The 15,422-nt window shown below is 51.8% G+C and carries 20 protein-coding genes; 19 read left to right on the top strand and 1 reads right to left on the bottom strand.

Annotated elements, in window-relative coordinates:
• The first annotated feature begins 286 nt into the window (after positions 1–286).
• The 10 genes from ccmA to hemN are packed head-to-tail and all read left to right on the top strand — an operon-like array spanning position 287 to position 8,450.
• The gene (gene ccmA, locus NP590_RS11345) at positions 287–919 is read left to right on the top strand and encodes a cytochrome c biogenesis heme-transporting ATPase CcmA (protein WP_256602503.1); all 633 of its coding nucleotides are present in this window, start codon (positions 287–289) and stop codon (positions 917–919) included.
• Positions 910–1,584, top strand: coding sequence for a heme exporter protein CcmB (gene ccmB, locus NP590_RS11340; protein ID WP_256602502.1), 675 nt, complete (start codon positions 910–912; stop codon positions 1,582–1,584). The genes ccmA and ccmB overlap by 10 nt, the downstream gene beginning before the upstream one ends.
• A gap of 4 nt (positions 1,585–1,588) precedes the next feature.
• The gene (locus NP590_RS11335) at positions 1,589–2,350 is read left to right on the top strand and encodes a heme ABC transporter permease (protein WP_256602501.1); all 762 of its coding nucleotides are present in this window, start codon (positions 1,589–1,591) and stop codon (positions 2,348–2,350) included.
• Positions 2,347–2,511, top strand: coding sequence for a heme exporter protein CcmD (gene ccmD / locus NP590_RS11330; protein WP_256602500.1), 165 nt, complete (start codon positions 2,347–2,349; stop codon positions 2,509–2,511). The genes NP590_RS11335 and ccmD overlap by 4 nt, the downstream gene beginning before the upstream one ends.
• Entirely contained in the window at positions 2,508–2,942 is a 435-nt protein-coding gene (gene ccmE, locus NP590_RS11325; RefSeq protein ID WP_256602499.1) for a cytochrome c maturation protein CcmE, read from the top strand. Before ccmD ends, ccmE begins: the two co-directional genes overlap by 4 nt.
• Positions 2,939–4,888, top strand: a complete 1,950-nt coding sequence (locus NP590_RS11320; protein ID WP_256602498.1) for a heme lyase CcmF/NrfE family subunit — start codon at positions 2,939–2,941, stop codon at positions 4,886–4,888. The genes ccmE and NP590_RS11320 overlap by 4 nt, the downstream gene beginning before the upstream one ends.
• Positions 4,881–5,420, top strand: a complete 540-nt coding sequence (locus NP590_RS11315; protein ID WP_256602497.1) for a DsbE family thiol:disulfide interchange protein — start codon at positions 4,881–4,883, stop codon at positions 5,418–5,420. Before NP590_RS11320 ends, NP590_RS11315 begins: the two co-directional genes overlap by 8 nt.
• A complete protein-coding gene (locus NP590_RS11310) occupies positions 5,417–5,875 on the top strand; it encodes a cytochrome c-type biogenesis protein (RefSeq protein ID WP_256602496.1) in 459 nt (152 codons plus the stop codon). Before NP590_RS11315 ends, NP590_RS11310 begins: the two co-directional genes overlap by 4 nt.
• Positions 5,872–7,071: a c-type cytochrome biogenesis protein CcmI gene (gene ccmI, locus NP590_RS11305; RefSeq protein WP_256602495.1), complete on the top strand. Its 1,200-nt coding sequence runs from the start codon at positions 5,872–5,874 to the stop codon at positions 7,069–7,071. Before NP590_RS11310 ends, ccmI begins: the two co-directional genes overlap by 4 nt.
• Positions 7,071–8,450 carry an oxygen-independent coproporphyrinogen III oxidase gene (hemN, locus tag NP590_RS11300; protein ID WP_256602494.1) on the top strand — a complete coding sequence of 460 codons (1,380 nt, stop codon included), beginning with the start codon at positions 7,071–7,073 and terminating at the stop codon, positions 8,448–8,450. Before ccmI ends, hemN begins: the two co-directional genes overlap by 1 nt.
• Before the next feature lie 119 nt (positions 8,451–8,569).
• Here the strand turns inward: hemN and NP590_RS11295 are convergent, their stop codons facing one another.
• Positions 8,570–8,932 (bottom strand): helix-turn-helix domain-containing protein, encoded by a 363-nt coding sequence (locus NP590_RS11295; protein WP_256602493.1) that lies wholly within the window; start codon positions 8,930–8,932, stop codon positions 8,570–8,572.
• Positions 8,933–9,052: 120 nt separating this feature from the next.
• On the opposite strand from NP590_RS11295, the gene NP590_RS11290 reads away from it, so the two are divergent.
• From NP590_RS11290 to NP590_RS11250, 9 genes are all read left to right on the top strand, one after another.
• Positions 9,053–9,748: a hypothetical protein gene (locus tag NP590_RS11290; RefSeq protein WP_256602492.1), complete on the top strand. Its 696-nt coding sequence runs from the start codon at positions 9,053–9,055 to the stop codon at positions 9,746–9,748.
• A gap of 122 nt (positions 9,749–9,870) precedes the next feature.
• Positions 9,871–10,215 carry a hypothetical protein gene (locus NP590_RS11285; RefSeq protein WP_256602491.1) on the top strand — a complete coding sequence of 115 codons (345 nt, stop codon included), beginning with the start codon at positions 9,871–9,873 and terminating at the stop codon, positions 10,213–10,215.
• 2 nt (positions 10,216–10,217) lie between these two features.
• Positions 10,218–11,366, top strand: coding sequence for a phage/plasmid replication domain-containing protein (locus NP590_RS11280; protein ID WP_256602490.1), 1,149 nt, complete (start codon positions 10,218–10,220; stop codon positions 11,364–11,366).
• A gap of 20 nt (positions 11,367–11,386) precedes the next feature.
• Positions 11,387–11,800, top strand: a complete 414-nt coding sequence (locus tag NP590_RS11275) for a hypothetical protein (protein WP_256602489.1) — start codon at positions 11,387–11,389, stop codon at positions 11,798–11,800.
• Positions 11,801–11,950 carry a hypothetical protein gene (locus tag NP590_RS11270; RefSeq protein WP_256602488.1) on the top strand — a complete coding sequence of 50 codons (150 nt, stop codon included), beginning with the start codon at positions 11,801–11,803 and terminating at the stop codon, positions 11,948–11,950.
• Positions 11,951–11,993: 43 nt separating this feature from the next.
• Complete coding sequence (locus NP590_RS11265; RefSeq protein WP_256602487.1) at positions 11,994–12,224, top strand: hypothetical protein; 231 nt, start codon at positions 11,994–11,996, stop codon at positions 12,222–12,224.
• Positions 12,225–12,760: 536 nt separating this feature from the next.
• Positions 12,761–13,669, top strand: a complete 909-nt coding sequence (locus tag NP590_RS11260) for a hypothetical protein (RefSeq protein ID WP_256602486.1) — start codon at positions 12,761–12,763, stop codon at positions 13,667–13,669.
• Between the two features lie 2 nt (positions 13,670–13,671).
• Positions 13,672–14,019 carry a DUF2523 domain-containing protein gene (locus NP590_RS11255; RefSeq protein WP_256602485.1) on the top strand — a complete coding sequence of 116 codons (348 nt, stop codon included), beginning with the start codon at positions 13,672–13,674 and terminating at the stop codon, positions 14,017–14,019.
• Positions 14,020–14,023: 4 nt separating this feature from the next.
• Entirely contained in the window at positions 14,024–15,373 is a 1,350-nt protein-coding gene (locus tag NP590_RS11250) for a zonular occludens toxin domain-containing protein (RefSeq protein ID WP_256602484.1), read from the top strand.
• Positions 15,374–15,422: the final 49 nt, after the last annotated feature.

The following is a 15,422-nucleotide window of genomic DNA, read 5'->3' as shown; positions in this document are numbered from 1 at the left end:
CTCCGACAGGTATTTTGATAGAGTGAAGCAAACCAATTCTTTCGAATATTCATACCATAAAAATAGTTATTAGCGAAAATAAAAGTTTGTGTCCGGCTTTCCCTCGACTTGTAGCGTCTTGTCGGGTAATGCTGGTTCATTGTATCTGAACAGTTGAGCAGAATATCGGTGAGGCGTGCGTCCGTCAATTTTCGATGAGCAGCATGCGGTGTTTTGTTCTGTTCGCCAATCGGGCCCGAATTATTGCTAAAATGCCGAGCTTTGAGATGGAATCGGATAGAGATTGATGGAACATTCGTCCTCGGCAATGCTTGAAGTGGCCGGTTTATCCTGCAGTCGCGATGACAGACTGCTGTTTTCCGGCTTGAGCTTTGGTTTGCGCCCCGGTCAGGTTTTATTGTTGGAAGGCAGCAACGGTAGCGGTAAAACAACGCTATTGAGAATTTTATGCGGTTTTCGCGAGGCCGACGGCGGTGAAATATTTTGGGCCGGTCGGCGGATTGCCGAGAGCCGGTATTTTGCCGATATGGCCTATGTCGGTCATGCCGACGGCACCAAAAAAGAGCTTACGGTTCTGGAAAACCTTCGTTTTGCCCTGGCTTTGGGGCATCCCGGCCAATACAGCATCGATCTGGCTCTGCAAAAGGTGCGCTTGAGCGGGTATGACGACAGTCCCGTGCAGTCCTTGTCCGCCGGACAGAAGCGCCGTTTGTCGCTGGCGCGCCTACTGGTGACGCACAGTATCTTATGGATTCTGGACGAACCGTTTACCTCATTGGATAAACAGGGTATAGAGCTGATTGAAACATTAATGGACGAGCATGCCAAAAACGGCGGCATGGTGATATTGACTTCTCACCACGATTTGACATTCCCGCACCTCGGTCTGCAACGCATTCACCTGGATTCATGCCCTTGATTCAAGCCTTTTTCGCCATTGTGCGCCGTGATTTGTTGCTGGCTTTTCGCCGCCGCGCCGAAATGGCCAACCCCTTGTTTTTTTTCGTGCTAGTGGTGACTCTGTTTCCGCTGGCCGTCGGTGCCCAGCCCAATTTATTGCGGGCCATGGCGCCGGGCGTGATTTGGGTGTCCGCGCTGCTGGCGGCATTGTTGTCGCTGGACGGCTTATTTCGTTCGGACTTTGAAGACGGTTCGCTGGAGCAATTGCTGCTGAGTCCGCACCCCCTATCGGTGCTGGTGCTGGGTAAAGTCTTCGCCCATTGGCTGGTAACCGGCTTGCCCTTACTGCTGGTCGCGCCCCTGTTGGCCTTGTTCATGGGTCTACCGGAACAAGCCATGCCCACCCTGTGGTTGAGCCTGATTCTGGCCACGCCGCTGTTGAGCCTGATCGGCGCCATCGGCGTGGCCTTGACGGTCGGATTGCGGCGCGGCGGCATGATCCTGTCGTTGTTGGTACTGCCCCTGTACGTTCCGGTGCTGATCTTTGCCAGCGGTGCCGTCGATAGAGCCGCTGGCGGTCTGCCGACGGGCGCCCAGATCAATATTTTGGCAGCCATGTTGTTGCTGGCCCTGGTGTTAACCCCGCTGCCCACCGCGGCGGCGCTGAAAATGAGTGTTAATTAAGCCTATGTCGTTTATTCCCGCCCCCATCAGCCGCTTCTTTCACCGCACCGCATCGCCGCCGCATTTTTATACGCTGGCCGACAAACTGCTGCCCTGGTTGACGGTTTTGTTTTTATTGCTGCTGATTCCGGGCTTGTACGGAGGCTTGGTGATGGCGCCGGCCGATTATCAGCAGGGCGACAGTTACCGTATCATTTACATCCACGTGCCGGCGGCCTGGATGTCTTTATTCATTTACGTGCTGATGGCCGTCATGGGCGGTATTGCCTTGGTCTGGCGCATGAAACTGGCCGAAGTAATGTTGATCAGCAGCGCGCCTATCGGCGCCGGCTTTACCTTGGTGGCGCTGGTGACCGGTTCCCTGTGGGGAAAACCGATGTGGGGCACTTGGTGGGTGTGGGATGCGCGCCTGACATCGGAACTTATCCTGCTGTTTTTGTATCTGGGGGTGACCAGTTTGTACGGCGCCATCGAGGACAAACGTAGCGCGGCCAGGGCGGTATCGATTTTGGCTTTGGTGGGCGTGGTAAACATTCCCATCATTCATTACTCGGTGGAATGGTGGAATACCCTGCACCAGGGACCCACGGTCAGCAAAATGGACAAGCCGTCCATTCATATCAGCATGCTGATTCCGTTGTTGCTGATGGCTGGCGCCTTCAAGGTGTATTACGCCATTGCGGTGTTGCAGGCCGCCAAGTTGGAATTGATTAAACGCGAGCCTTCCGCGCAATGGGTGAAAAACCTGCTGGAGCAAAACGCATGAGTCTTGAGAATTTTTTTGCCATGGGCGGTTACGCCTTTTATGTCTGGACATCCTACGGCATCACGCTTGCCGTGTTGCTGTGGAACCTGTTTGCACCCATCGTGCAGCGTAAACAATTACTCAGACAACTGGCCCTTAAACAAAAACGCGCACAACAATGAAACCACACCGTAAACAACGCTTGTTGCTGATCGGCTTGATGCTGATTGGGATTGGATTGGCGGCAACCTTCGCCCTGAAGGCTTTTAACGAAAATCTGATGTACTTTTTCTCGACCACGGATGTCGCCGAAGGCAAGGCGCCCCGGGACGCCTTATTCCGCTTGGGCGGCATGGTGGTTAAGGGCAGCGTGGAGCGGCCCGGTGCCGATCTGTTGGTACGTTTCAAACTCAGCGATTTCAGCAAGGAAGTCACGGTCGAATACAGCGGCATTTTGCCTGACTTGTTCCGCGAAGGGCAGGGCATAGTCGCCATGGGCCGCCTGGATGGCCGCGGCGTATTCGTGGCCGAGGAAGTGCTGGCAAAACACGATGAAAACTATATGCCGCCGGAAGTGGCCGACAGCCTGAAAAAAGCCCCGGAGGCCGAATGATTCCCGAAATCGGCCATTTTGCCCTAATTTTGGCCTTGTGCATGGCTGTCGTGCAAGGCACGCTGCCGCTGGCCGGAGCCTCAAAAGGCATCGCGGGCTGGGTGTATGTTGCCAAGCCGGCGGCCTTCGGGCAATTATTCTTTATGGCGATTGCCTACGGCTGTTTGACTTATAGCACTATCGTGCACGATTTTTCCGTGGCTTATGTGGCGCAAAATTCCAACACCGGCTTGCCGTTTATTTATCTGGTATCCGGGGTTTGGGGGGCGCATGAAGGTTCTTTATTGCTCTGGGCCTTGACCTTGTCGATCTGGACCGGCTTGGTGGCCATGTTCAGCAAGCACATTCCGGATGCTACCCGCGCCAGGGTATTGGGCGTGATGGGGCTGGTCAGCGTCGGTTTTATGCTGTTTTTGCTGTTCACTTCCAATCCGTTCGAGCGCTTGTTTCCGGCACCCGCCGAGGGGCGGGACTTGAATCCGCTATTGCAGGATCCCGGTCTGGCGATTCATCCGCCCATGCTGTACATGGGTTACGTGGGGTTTTCGGTGGCCTTTGCCTTTTCGATTGCGGCATTGATCGAGGGCAAGTTGGATGCGGCCTGGGCGCGTTGGTCGCGGCCCTGGACCAGTGTAGCCTGGCTGTTTTTGACCCTGGGTATCACCTTGGGCAGTTGGTGGGCCTATTATGAACTGGGCTGGGGCGGCTGGTGGTTTTGGGATCCGGTCGAGAACGCCTCATTTATGCCCTGGCTGGTCGGTACCGCGCTGATTCACTCCCTGGCCGCCACCGAAAAACGCGGCGTGTTTAAAACCTGGACTGTCTTGTTGGCGATTTTTGCCTTTTCCCTCAGCTTGCTGGGCACGTTTCTGGTGCGGTCCGGCGTGTTGACCTCGGTGCACGCCTTTGCCAGCGATCCAACCCGTGGGGTATTCATTCTGGTGTTTTTAGGCGTGGTAGTGGGCGGATCGTTGTTGCTGTATGCAATTCGGGCGCCGCGGGTAAAAAGCAGCGCCAGTTTCGAATTGGTTTCGCGCGAATCGGTATTGCTGATCAACAATGTGTTGTTGGTGGTTACTGCCGCCAGTATTTTGCTGGGCACCCTGTATCCCTTGGTCATTGATGCCCTGGGTCTGGGTAAGTTGTCGGTGGGTCCACCATACTTCAATGCGGTATTCATTCCGTTAATGGCGCCCCTTAGCATTGCGGTGGGTTTCGGCATGTTGCTGCATTGGAAGCGCGACGACCTGAAAACCCTGGGCAAACCGGTTTGGCTGATGACCGCGGTATGTCTGGCGCTCGCCGCCGCCTTGCCCTTGCTGATGCCTTTTTATTCCTGGGCGGCGGTATTGGGCTTAAGTTTGGCTCTATGGACTTTGGCGGTCACCGGGTTTGCTTTCAAGCAACGCCTGCAAAGCTGGTCGCTCGAGCGCATCAGGCAAATTCCGGCCGGTTTCTACGGCATGACCGTGGCGCATATCGGTATCGCGGTGTTTGTGGTGGGGATCACCATGACCTCCGTCTACAGCATGGAACGCGACGTGCGTATGGCGCCGGGCGATCATCTGGACATGTTCGGTTATGTATTCAATTTTCACGGCGTCAAATCGACCGAAGGCCCCAATTACCGGGCCGAGCAAGGCTATCTGACAGTCACGCATAAAGGCGAAACCGTGGCCGAATTGTCGCCGCAAAAACGGGTGTATCGGGTGCAAACCATGCCGATGACTGAAGCCGCCATCGATGCCGGTCTGTTTCGGGATTTGTTCGTCGCGATAGGCGAACCCTTGGGCGAGGAGGGCGCCTGGAGTCTGCGGGTGTATTACAAAGCCTTTATCCGCTGGATCTGGCTGGGCGGCGTATTCATGGCGCTGGGAGGATTGCTGGGCGCCATGGACAGACGCTATCGAATGCTCAACAAAAAAGCGGTGGCCGCGCATGCTTAAATTGAAATATTTGTTGCCGCTGCTGTTGTTTGTGGTGCTGGCGGTTTTTCTGGCCATCGGCTTACGCCTGAACCCGAAAGACATACCGTCGCCCCTAATCGGTAAACCGGCGCCGGCCTTCAGTCTGCCGATACTGGCAACACCGGAAAAAACCCTGTCTCAGCAGGATTTAAAGGGCAGGGTATGGCTATTGAATGTTTGGGCATCCTGGTGTGTGTCGTGCCGGCAGGAACATCCTTTGTTGCTGGAATTGGCCAAACGTAAATTGGTGAGCATCGTCGGCCTGAATTACAAAGACGAAGCCTCGGCCGCCCAGCAATGGCTGCAAAAATTGGGTAACCCTTACGATGTCAGTATCATGGATAGCGACGGCCGGGTCGGTATCGATTACGGCGTCTACGGCGTGCCGGAAACTTTTGTCGTCGATAAACGCGGCGTGATCCGCTACAAGCATACCGGGCCGGTTGAACCCGGCGATATCGAACGTATTTTCCTACCCTTGTTGCAAACGCTTAACCTGGAGCCGGCATGAATAAAGTCATAATCTTGATTTTATGCTTACTGGCGCTGCCGGCGACGGCGGTGGTGGAATACCATCCCTTTGACGACCCGGCCAGGGAGCAAGCCTACCAAACCTTGATCTCGGAGCTACGCTGCCTGGTATGCCAGAACCAAACCATCGCCGATTCCAATGCCGATTTGGCCAAGGATTTACGCCAGCAAGTCTACGATATGCTGCAGCAAGGCAAATCGCAACAGGACGTAGTGGATTTCATGACCCAGCGCTACGGCGATTTTGTCATGTATCGGCCCGCCTTCGGTATCAAAACCGCTTTGCTATGGTTGGGGCCCATTGTCTTTTTATTGATTGGCATCGTCACGGTAGTCGTGCTGGCGCGGCAAAAAAAGGTCGCGGCGCAAACTGGCCTGGATAGCAAGCAGCTAGGCAAACTCAACGAAATACTGCAACAAGGTGAAGAGGATTGAATACGCTATTTTGGTTAATCGTTGCCGGCCTGATCCTGATAGCGCTGGCAATGCTGGTGCCGGCCTTATTGACAAAACAGTTGCCGGTTGACGACGGCCATCAACAACGCAATATCAAAATCGCCCGCCAGCGCCTGACGGAGCTGAAACAACAGTTACAAGAGGGTGCGTTGACGCAAACCCAGTTCGACGAACAATATGCCGAACTGCAATTGATCTTGAGCGACGACATAGAGTCCGCCGTGCATACGCCGGCTTCGAAATCAAGGGGCAGGTGGGTGATTCCGCTATTGGCGCTGCTGCTGCCGTGCCTGAGTTTATTCATCTATTTAATGCTCGGCGATGCCAATGCCTTGAATAAAATTGAATTACAGGCCAATCAAACCAAAGCGGCGGAAAACGTGGCCCAGATGATTGCAAAGCTGGAACAGCGTTTGCAGCAACAACCGGAAGATATCGAAGGTTGGAAAATGCTGGGCCGCTCCTATAGCTATTTACAGCAATACCAACAGGCCGCCGAGGTCTATGCCAAGCTGTACGCTAGCCAACCGCAAGATAGCGACGTGCAATTGCAGTACGCCAATAGTCTGGCCATGTCGCGCGGTGGCCGCATGAGCGGCGAACCCGAACAATTGATAGACCTTGTTTTACAAAAGCACCCCGACGACGACAACGCCCTGTGGTTGGCCGGCGTCGCCAGGGCCGAGCGGGGCGAATACAGGCAAGCCAAGCAATATTGGGAAAAACTGGCGGGGCTGCTGCCGGCCGGTTCGGAATCCCTGCCGCAAGTAAGGCAAATGCTGGCCGCGCTGGATGCCGAGTTGGCCAAGCAGGCCGGCGCCGTTCCCGCCATTGAGATTCCGCTGCGGGTCGAACTCGATCCGGCATTGAAAAACCTACCGGCCGCCGACAGCACGGTGTTTATCTATGCCCAGGCCTTGACCGGCCCCAAAATGCCGCTGGCCATCGCGCGTAAGCAACTGGCCGATTTACCGCTGGAGCTGGTTTTGAACGACAGCATGGCCATGCAAGCCGACACGCATTTGGGCAACTACCAGCAACTCAGAATCGTTGCCCGGGTGTCGCAATCGGGTCAAGCCGCGACTCAACCCGGCGATCTGATCGGCAGTGTCGAAATCTCTCAGCCATTCGCCGCGCAAACGGCCCGCATATTAATCAATCAAGCAGTCGAATAATGGATCAATCAATCAAATTTGACCTGGATCTGATCAAGCGCTACGACAAATCCGGACCGCGTTATACCTCGTATCCCACCGCGCTGGAATTGCACGAAGGTTTCGGCGATGCCGAATATCGCCGGCACATCGCGCAATCCAATGCCGCCGGCGGGCCATTGTCTCTGTATCTGCATATCCCGTTTTGCGACACGGTGTGTTTTTACTGCGCCTGCAACAAAATCGTCACCAAAAACCGCGCCCATGCCGCGCCGTATCTGGATAATCTGTGCAAGGAAATTGCCCTGCAGGGCGGCTTGTTCGATCGACGGCGCAAGGTCAATCAACTGCATTGGGGCGGCGGTACGCCGACATTTTTAAGTTACGAACAAATGAAGCGCTTGATGGATACCACCCGCGAGCATTTCAATTTGCACGATGACGACAGCGGCGAATATTCCATCGAGGTCGATCCGCGCGAAACCAACGATAAAACCATCGCCCAATTGCGCGCACTGGGTTTTAACCGTATCAGCCTGGGTTTACAGGATTTCGATCCGGATGTGCAAAAAGCCGTCAACCGCATGCAAAGCAAGGAACAAACCTTTGCCGTGCTGGAAGCCGCCCGCAAGGAAGGTTTTCGCTCCACCAACATCGATCTGATATACGGCCTGCCGCTGCAAACCGAACAGACTTTCGCCAAAACCCTGGAACAAATTTTGGCTTATGCACCGGACCGGTTTTCGGTCTTCAATTACGCCCATATGCCCAGCCGCTTTAAAACCCAGCGCCGGATCAATGAAGCCGAATTACCCAGTCCGGCGGTAAAGTTGCAAATTTTGCAAATGGTCGGCCAAAAACTCACCGATGCCGGTTACGTTTATATCGGCATGGACCATTTCGCTAAACCGGACGACGAATTGGCGGCGGCCCAGCGCGAAGGCAAGCTGTATCGCAACTTCCAGGGCTATTCGACCCATTCGGATTGCGATTTGGTCGGACTGGGCGTGACATCCATCGGCCGGGTCGGCAATGCCTATATACAAAATTACAAGGAACTCGATCAATACGATCAGGCCATGGCCACCGGCCGCTTGCCCGTCTTTAAGGGCGTGGAACTGGATGCCGACGATATTCTACGCCGCGCCGTCATCACGCAATTGATTTGTCATTTCGATTTGAACTTCGGCAAAATCGAACGCCAATTCGATATCGCGTTTGCGGATTACTTCGCTACCGAATTGAATAATCTCAAAAGCATGCGGGACGACGGCTTGATCAGTATGGATGAAACCGGCGTCACGGTTCAGCCAGCCGGCCGTTTGCTGATTCGTAACATTTGCATGGTGTTCGACAAATATCTGGCGCAAAAACAGCAGCAGTTTTCGCGGGTGATCTGAGTTTCATCCGGCGCCCGGGTCCCAGGTTTTCAGTTATCAAGCTATGGTCGGAATCTGATATACCAGCCTCCAGCGGCGCCCCGAATGGCCAGCCAGACGCCACAACGGGACAGGTTCAGTCAGGCGCACCCGGCGGCATGACTTCGCATAATGTATAAATTGTCAAATTGTGCCGCATCATTTGTAGGCTGAAAAATCAACAAGGCCAGCGCCAGGCTGGCCGCTATTCCCGCACGCTTTGAAACACTTTCCCACGCCGATTTAACCGCGCCTTGGCTCCGCGCCATGGCCGCCGCTAATAGCACCTCTCCGGGGTCTATATCCAGCAACTCCGCCACTTTTACCGCGTTCTCGTCCGATATAGCTCCTCGGCTTTTGATTTTTGAAATAACCGATCTGTCTACGCCTAGCAATAGCGCCGTTTTGTTGTCGCTTCCTGTTTTTTCTTTTAGCTCGTCCATGTAGTTTTCTATTGATTTCATAGTGTTAACTCCGTTGAATTTATTTCAACTATACGCTTGACTCGCTTTGTTTTCTATGTTGAAATGACTCCAACATGTTGAAACTGATTCAACATTTTCACCCACCATGGAGCGCAGACCATGAAAAAATCAGAATTACTTACCCAGTCCACCCAGCTATTGAATCGCCTTCATGCTCAATTCATGAAGAAAGTTCCTTTTCGTTTTCGCACCGCCGAAAATGCCGCTTATTTTGAAAAGTTGCTTCGTGTTCAAAATCGTGCCTTTGAACGTGATTGTCGCCGTCATGCCGCATGGATTGCGGAGATTAGAGCGTTCAAAGAATCACGTCCTGATATATTTTCTTCTGAACAAGTGGAAACCACTAATTCCGGCGAATCTGTCTCTAAAACTGGTCAATTAGCAAAATCTAATACACCAGATTTTAGCGATTGGGATCCCGATACTCTTTATCCTTACTCTGAGTCATTGCCTAATGACTCCACCAATTCCGGCGACTCTGCGCGCCACCCTGCCGGCGCGCCGGTCTCAACTACTCCCGGCGCTGTCGAAGCGGAACCCGTGAGAGTGGGGCAGGGTGGCACACAATGCCGCAAGGACGAACCATTTATTAACGATTTTTGCGAGTGTGACGCCTGTCGCCCTCGCCACGATTATTTGGCCGGCATTCATTTCGTCCGCTCATTTCAGCGCCGTTGCGGCACTTGTAGCATTTGCGGCGAATCGTTCGACGAATTGGATTTGTATGGCCATTGCCCGGATTGTGCCGCCATGCGTTCAATGCTGGATACCCATGTTCTGGGGTTGGTCTTGTGATTGAATTCCAGCCCCTACAATCCGCCTTCGCTCAAGTGGTATTGAAATACCGCCCACGGATCGAAGCGTTACAGTCGCAACTATCATCCGACGATGGTCTACCCTGTTTACCTGCCGCTCCTATGGCCGAATACGACAAACAGCGTTTGCTGTTCGGCCAATTTTTTCAAGGTCTCGATAAGCCACTAAAAACGTTTGCTGTACAGTCCCAAGTCGAAAGCCCTCGGGCTTTCGTCACCCGTCACAAAATATTAAACGGCACATACACCGTAGACGATTCCGAACGAACAGTCGCCACCACTGAACAAGCCCTTCGCGCCACTTCGTTATATACAAAATTCGGCATCGTTCGATTCGGTTTTGTTAATCGTCATCTCCGTTCTTTGCACCGTCGTTGGTATTTTTGCACCCGCACCCGCCGCAATATGTTTCCCGGCGGTCCTGTGCCTTACCTGCTCGGGTTGTAACCATGTTTTACGATTGGTTGAGCTGTTACCAAGATTATGATTTCGATTTACCGATCATTTCCGAATCAGGCTGGTGCTTTATCGATTACACCGCGCCAGATGATGAACAGATTAAAAGCCCTCGGCAGAATAAACACCAGCATGAAGGTAGTTATTCGACCAGCATCCAAATACACGTCAAAGGCCGCCGTCTGTGCGTTTCCGGCAATCCGTCCAGGTTTAACCGTCTCGATAATCTCTTCGGCCTTGATACAGTCGACAAATGCGTAGGCGTTTACAACACGATTCTGCAATCTCTCGGCCTGCCCATGCTTACAAAGTGTACTCGTCTGGGTCTCATGGAAGTTAAGCAAGAAAGCGGCGCAATCAAGTTTGTGCCTGTGGTTGACGGTTGCATCATTACTACCTTTCACATAACAACCAATATTGCCGTAGGTGCCGGCACCTGTATCGATACTTATATCCGCGCCGTGTCGGGCTTGTCGTACCTGAACCGCCGCGGCCGTCTCCATCCTGACGGCAAAACCGCCGACTGGTTATCGAACATGGGCAATGCCCGTGAGATGTACCCAAGCATTTACGACAAAGCCAACGAAATGATTAACGGCCGTGGCTGCACCCTGGCCAGGGTCAAAAAGAAATACGGGGAACATTCCGAAGAGTACCGTTATTACCATGATTTATATCAATACTGTAAAGAAATGGGCGTTGCCCGCTTCGAACAAAAACTAAATTCGCCTTACTTAAAAAAACATAATCTTCAATATTTCGGTTTATCCGATTATTCAATACTCAATCAATTACACAGCGAATTTTTAAATTTAGACGAAAAATTAAAGGTGAACGATATGGAATTAGAAACAATATCCCAGACCTTGTTGAGTCAACATATTGTTGATAATACCAAGGCCGCTAATCTGACCACTCTTTATGCGTACCAATGGATGCAGGGTACAAAATTTGATTTATCCAAGAGTCAAGTCAAAGTCCACCGCGCTCGCCTTCGAAAAATTGGCATCGACATAGCCAAGCCCTGCAACCTTCACACCTTTAGCCCGGTAGTCATCAAGAAAGTCACAGAAATTGAAAAACGCGAATTACAACCGCCCGCATTCTATAAACACCCAAACCACTTGCGCTTAGTCGCTTAAATTAAATAGGAGTAATACCCATGGCCGATTATTTACCCGTTAGAGTTATCCAGATAACAGAAAGAAAAACTGATGACGGCGAAATTAGAAAATCAGCAGTATGTCAAACCGTGCAACCCGAACAATTTAACTTGAATTTGTCCCGCCTGGATGCCGCCAGGCTCCAGAAATTTAACGATAATGTGGGCAACATTATTATGGTGCCGATTCGTCGCGGCGAAATTAACGGACGACCATTCACAAGCATTGCCGACGGTCATATATTCCGCGATAGCGACGTAGTCGCCACTTTTTCACTGACCGACAAACCCGATTCCGGTTTACCGCTAGTCAACGTTGTTGATCTAGCGCCGGCGGCTGATCAGCCGCCGGCTGTTGAAGCAATCGACGAAAAACAGCCCGAAAAACCCGCGCTCGCTTTTGGCAAGAAGTAGATGTGCGACACAACGGCGCTTGAAGCGCTCTTGACTCAGTTTCTCGCCTTCGATGCTTCCATATTCGAAATCATCATTGGCGGCTCGTTAGTTGCCTATGCGTTAGGCCACGGTGCTGGAGCGATTATTGCGATCATCCGGCGCACTTGATCGGCGGCGTTAGCCGCCATTTTTAACCTTCTGGAGAAAATCCATGTATCAATCTGTAAAAGAAAAAACCAAAGCCCTGGCAACTCGCGTTGTTGCTCCCGTTGTTGCGTTGTCTATCGTAGGTGTGTCGGCGGCACATGCGACTATTGGCGAAGACATTACGGCCGCTTTCGCATCGGGCAGTATTAACTTGGGTTTGGCTGCGGCCGGTGTCATTTCTATGGTTGCGGTTGTAACCGGCATTGGCTTTATTGTGTCCATGTTGCGTAAATAAGGCCCGCACTATGTTGACTACCGTCATCCTTGCTTCCCTCGTTGTATTTGCATTCCTGGTTGGTTTGGATGTCGGTAGTCGCTAGGTATTTATTCCTGCTTTTGTTTTTTGCCGGTCCTGCTCACGCTTTGACATTCGACGCGGCCTGGACTGCTTGCCAAAATGATGCCAATGCGTTTAACGCACTGTATCCCACTATCTGGAATCCTAAATATTGCACCTGGAATGGTACAAATGCGGTTGTTCAGTATCGTGCAACTGCGTCGGTAAACTCATGGCCTGTTGATGCTGGCACGGCGGCATGTCCGGTTAACGGTCAGGTTCGCGGGTCTAACGGGTTGTGTGATTGTCCCTCTGGGCAGACTGTCATTAATGGGTCTTGCCAGGTCCCAATCATTCAAGATTGCCCCGCCGGCCAATATCGCAACACTTCAAACCTATGCGTTACTACACCGAATTGTTGGGCTCAGAATCCTGGTCCTGAGTCTACCTTTTTTGATGTCAATGATAAGGAGTGTAAGGAATACACCGGCCCAATGACTATTTGCATCGGCGAAAATCCCAAGTATTGTGCCCCTATCGCGGATTGTCAAAAGTCGTCTGATATATGCAGTAATAATGCATCCGATATAGCCGCCAATAACGCGCTACAACCCATTGTCACCCCGGCCAAAAAAGCGGAAGCCGAAGCCAGCGCCCAAACCGCCAACAACGCCAAAACTGATGCCGAAACAGCACAGGCAGCTAAGGAAGCCGCCAGCGCTGCCGCTCAACAAAATAACGCCGCCGCGCAAAGCGCCGCGACTGCAAACCCTACAGTAGAATCCTTGGCCGCTGCCGCCAGTGCCGCCGCACAGGCGGCCAGCGCCGCCGCCCAAGCAGCAAACGCCGCCGCCTCTGCCGCATCTGCCGCCGGTCATGCCGGTGATGCTGCCGGTTACCGCGACGAAATAACGCCCGACTATCCGCCAGGCAGGGCCACCAATGCCGCCGGTCGCGCCGCCGCTTCCGCCGGTTTAGCGGTTGGCGACTCGTTGCGAGCAATTCAAGGCCAGGCGCCGGACGGTAGTTCATCTGCCGGCCAGGATATGGGCACATGTCCCGGTTGCGCTCAAGAATCGACACTGCAATCATTTAAAGCCGGTACGGCCAATACCATCAATCACGGTACGCCAGGCGGCTTTGATGATTCCCTCATTGATTCCGAAACCCAAGCCGCCAAGTCTGCTTATGCTGATAAAGTTAATCAAATCAAAACACAAGCATCGCAATTGCTAAACCTTGAATTATCGGGCACTGGTGCTTTACCTGTTTTTGATTTCGGCGAAATTAAAGGCGTTCACGTTGTGAGCGATTTATCTCGATTTACTGATTTAATTTCCATCGGTAATCTTATTCTATTCATTGCCGGATTTATCGCAGTTCGAATCATACTGGATATTTGAATATGTCTGTTTTCGTTGATGTTGTTAATGCAATTGTGGAAGTTGGCCAGACAGTGTCGGACTTTATCACTACCGGAATTTACAATTTATTGACTCAATTCACCGCCTGGCTAATTAAGCATTCTGTTATTGCATACTGGAAAATGAAACTCGCGGCTATTGCGTTTTCCTGGGATGTGGCTCAAGAGTTGATTACATCGCTTAATATCAGCGCATTTATTAACGAAGCATGGTCTTATCTTGATAGTCGCATGGTTTCTATGTTCGTTTATTTTAGAATTCCCGAAGCCATTAATCTCATTGTTTCCGCTGGTTTTACCAAGTTTGTTATGCGTTTTATAGGGTTCTAATGGCATGGCAACAAGTATTCATCACGGCCCGCCCGGCTCTTTCAAATCGTTTACTCTCGTCCAGCGCTTTGCTATCGACGCCTTAAAGGAGGGCAGGGTAGTAATCACTAACATACGCGGCTTGACTTCTATTGATCGCATTCAAGATCAATTCCCTGATTTCAAATTTCCCGATACCGCCGATCTTTGGTTTATTAATACCGATGAGGAAAAATACCGGCAATTTATGGCAAGGTGGTTTCATTGGGCGCCATTTAAAGCCTTAATCATTATTGATGAGTGTCAACGTGTTTATCCTAATCGCCGCGATTTCAAAAAAGAAGACTTAGATAAATGTGATTTAATGGGTTTTGTACCCGATGAATTTAATATTCAAATCAATGACGAATATACCGGGGCACAATATACGGTACACCGCCCCAGAGATGTCGATACCGCATTCGACATGCAGCGGCATTTCCAATGGGATATATATTTATCCACGCCGAATATCGCTAAAGTAAAGGATTTTATCCGCGAAGTTGCGCAAACAGCGTACAGGCATAAATCGCTAGGCGAATTACTGCCGCTTTTCTTTAAAAATACCTGGTATGAGTTTCAGCATGACCCGGAAAACAGCGGCAAATTGACATCCCATATCTCTGGTAAACCAAGGAAATATAAAGCCGATGAGAGAGTCTTTAATTGCTACCAATCAACCGCCACGGGCGAACATACAGAAAGCAAAGCGAACCAAAGCATCCTTGGCGACCCAAAGGTTAAGCTTCTTATGGTTGTTATTGTTCTGTCTCTCGGTTTGTTTGTCTATTCTGCAATCCAGTTTGCCGCTATTCATGGCGATAAGCCGAAAGTTTCGCCCGCTCTTGAACCTGGCTCTAAGCCTGCTTCGACAGATTCGGCAAGCGCTTTGGTATCTGGCAAAAGTTCTGCTTCTTCGCTTGGTGGTGTTTCTGGCGACAATGTATCTATTCAGCAAGGCGGCGGTTTTTTTGATCGCCTAGGATTCCGAGTTTTACAAGTTACATCACAGCAGTCCGACGACTCGGATAATAAGTTTTTGACGTTGTTGACCGACTCGGTCGACGGTCTGCAAACTTTGCCCTTCTCTGATTTGTTCGCGGCCGGCGTTCGCGTGTCGGTTTATGGGCTATGTAACATCAAGTTAATAGCCCCTGACGGTTCAATCCTCAGCCTGGGCTGTAATAGCGCATTTGTTAGTCGTTGCGCCGCTGTTCTCGATTCCCCGTCCAAGATCGTACGCCGCGATTGTCATAAGCACGGCGAACCGAAAACACCTAAACCCATTCCACAAAATGCGATTGTCGCGGCGGCCTCTGGTTTAGTGTCGGACTAAATCCGCGTTGCATGGCTCGGCGCAGCCGGGAGCTTGCGGGAGGCTGCCG

Source organism: Methylomonas subterranea, from assembly GCF_024505185.1.
Taxonomy (GTDB): domain Bacteria; phylum Pseudomonadota; class Gammaproteobacteria; order Methylococcales; family Methylomonadaceae; genus Methylomonas; species Methylomonas subterranea.
The sequence above is the reverse complement of the archived record's forward strand: the minus strand, read 5'-3'. Positions and strand labels throughout refer to the sequence as shown.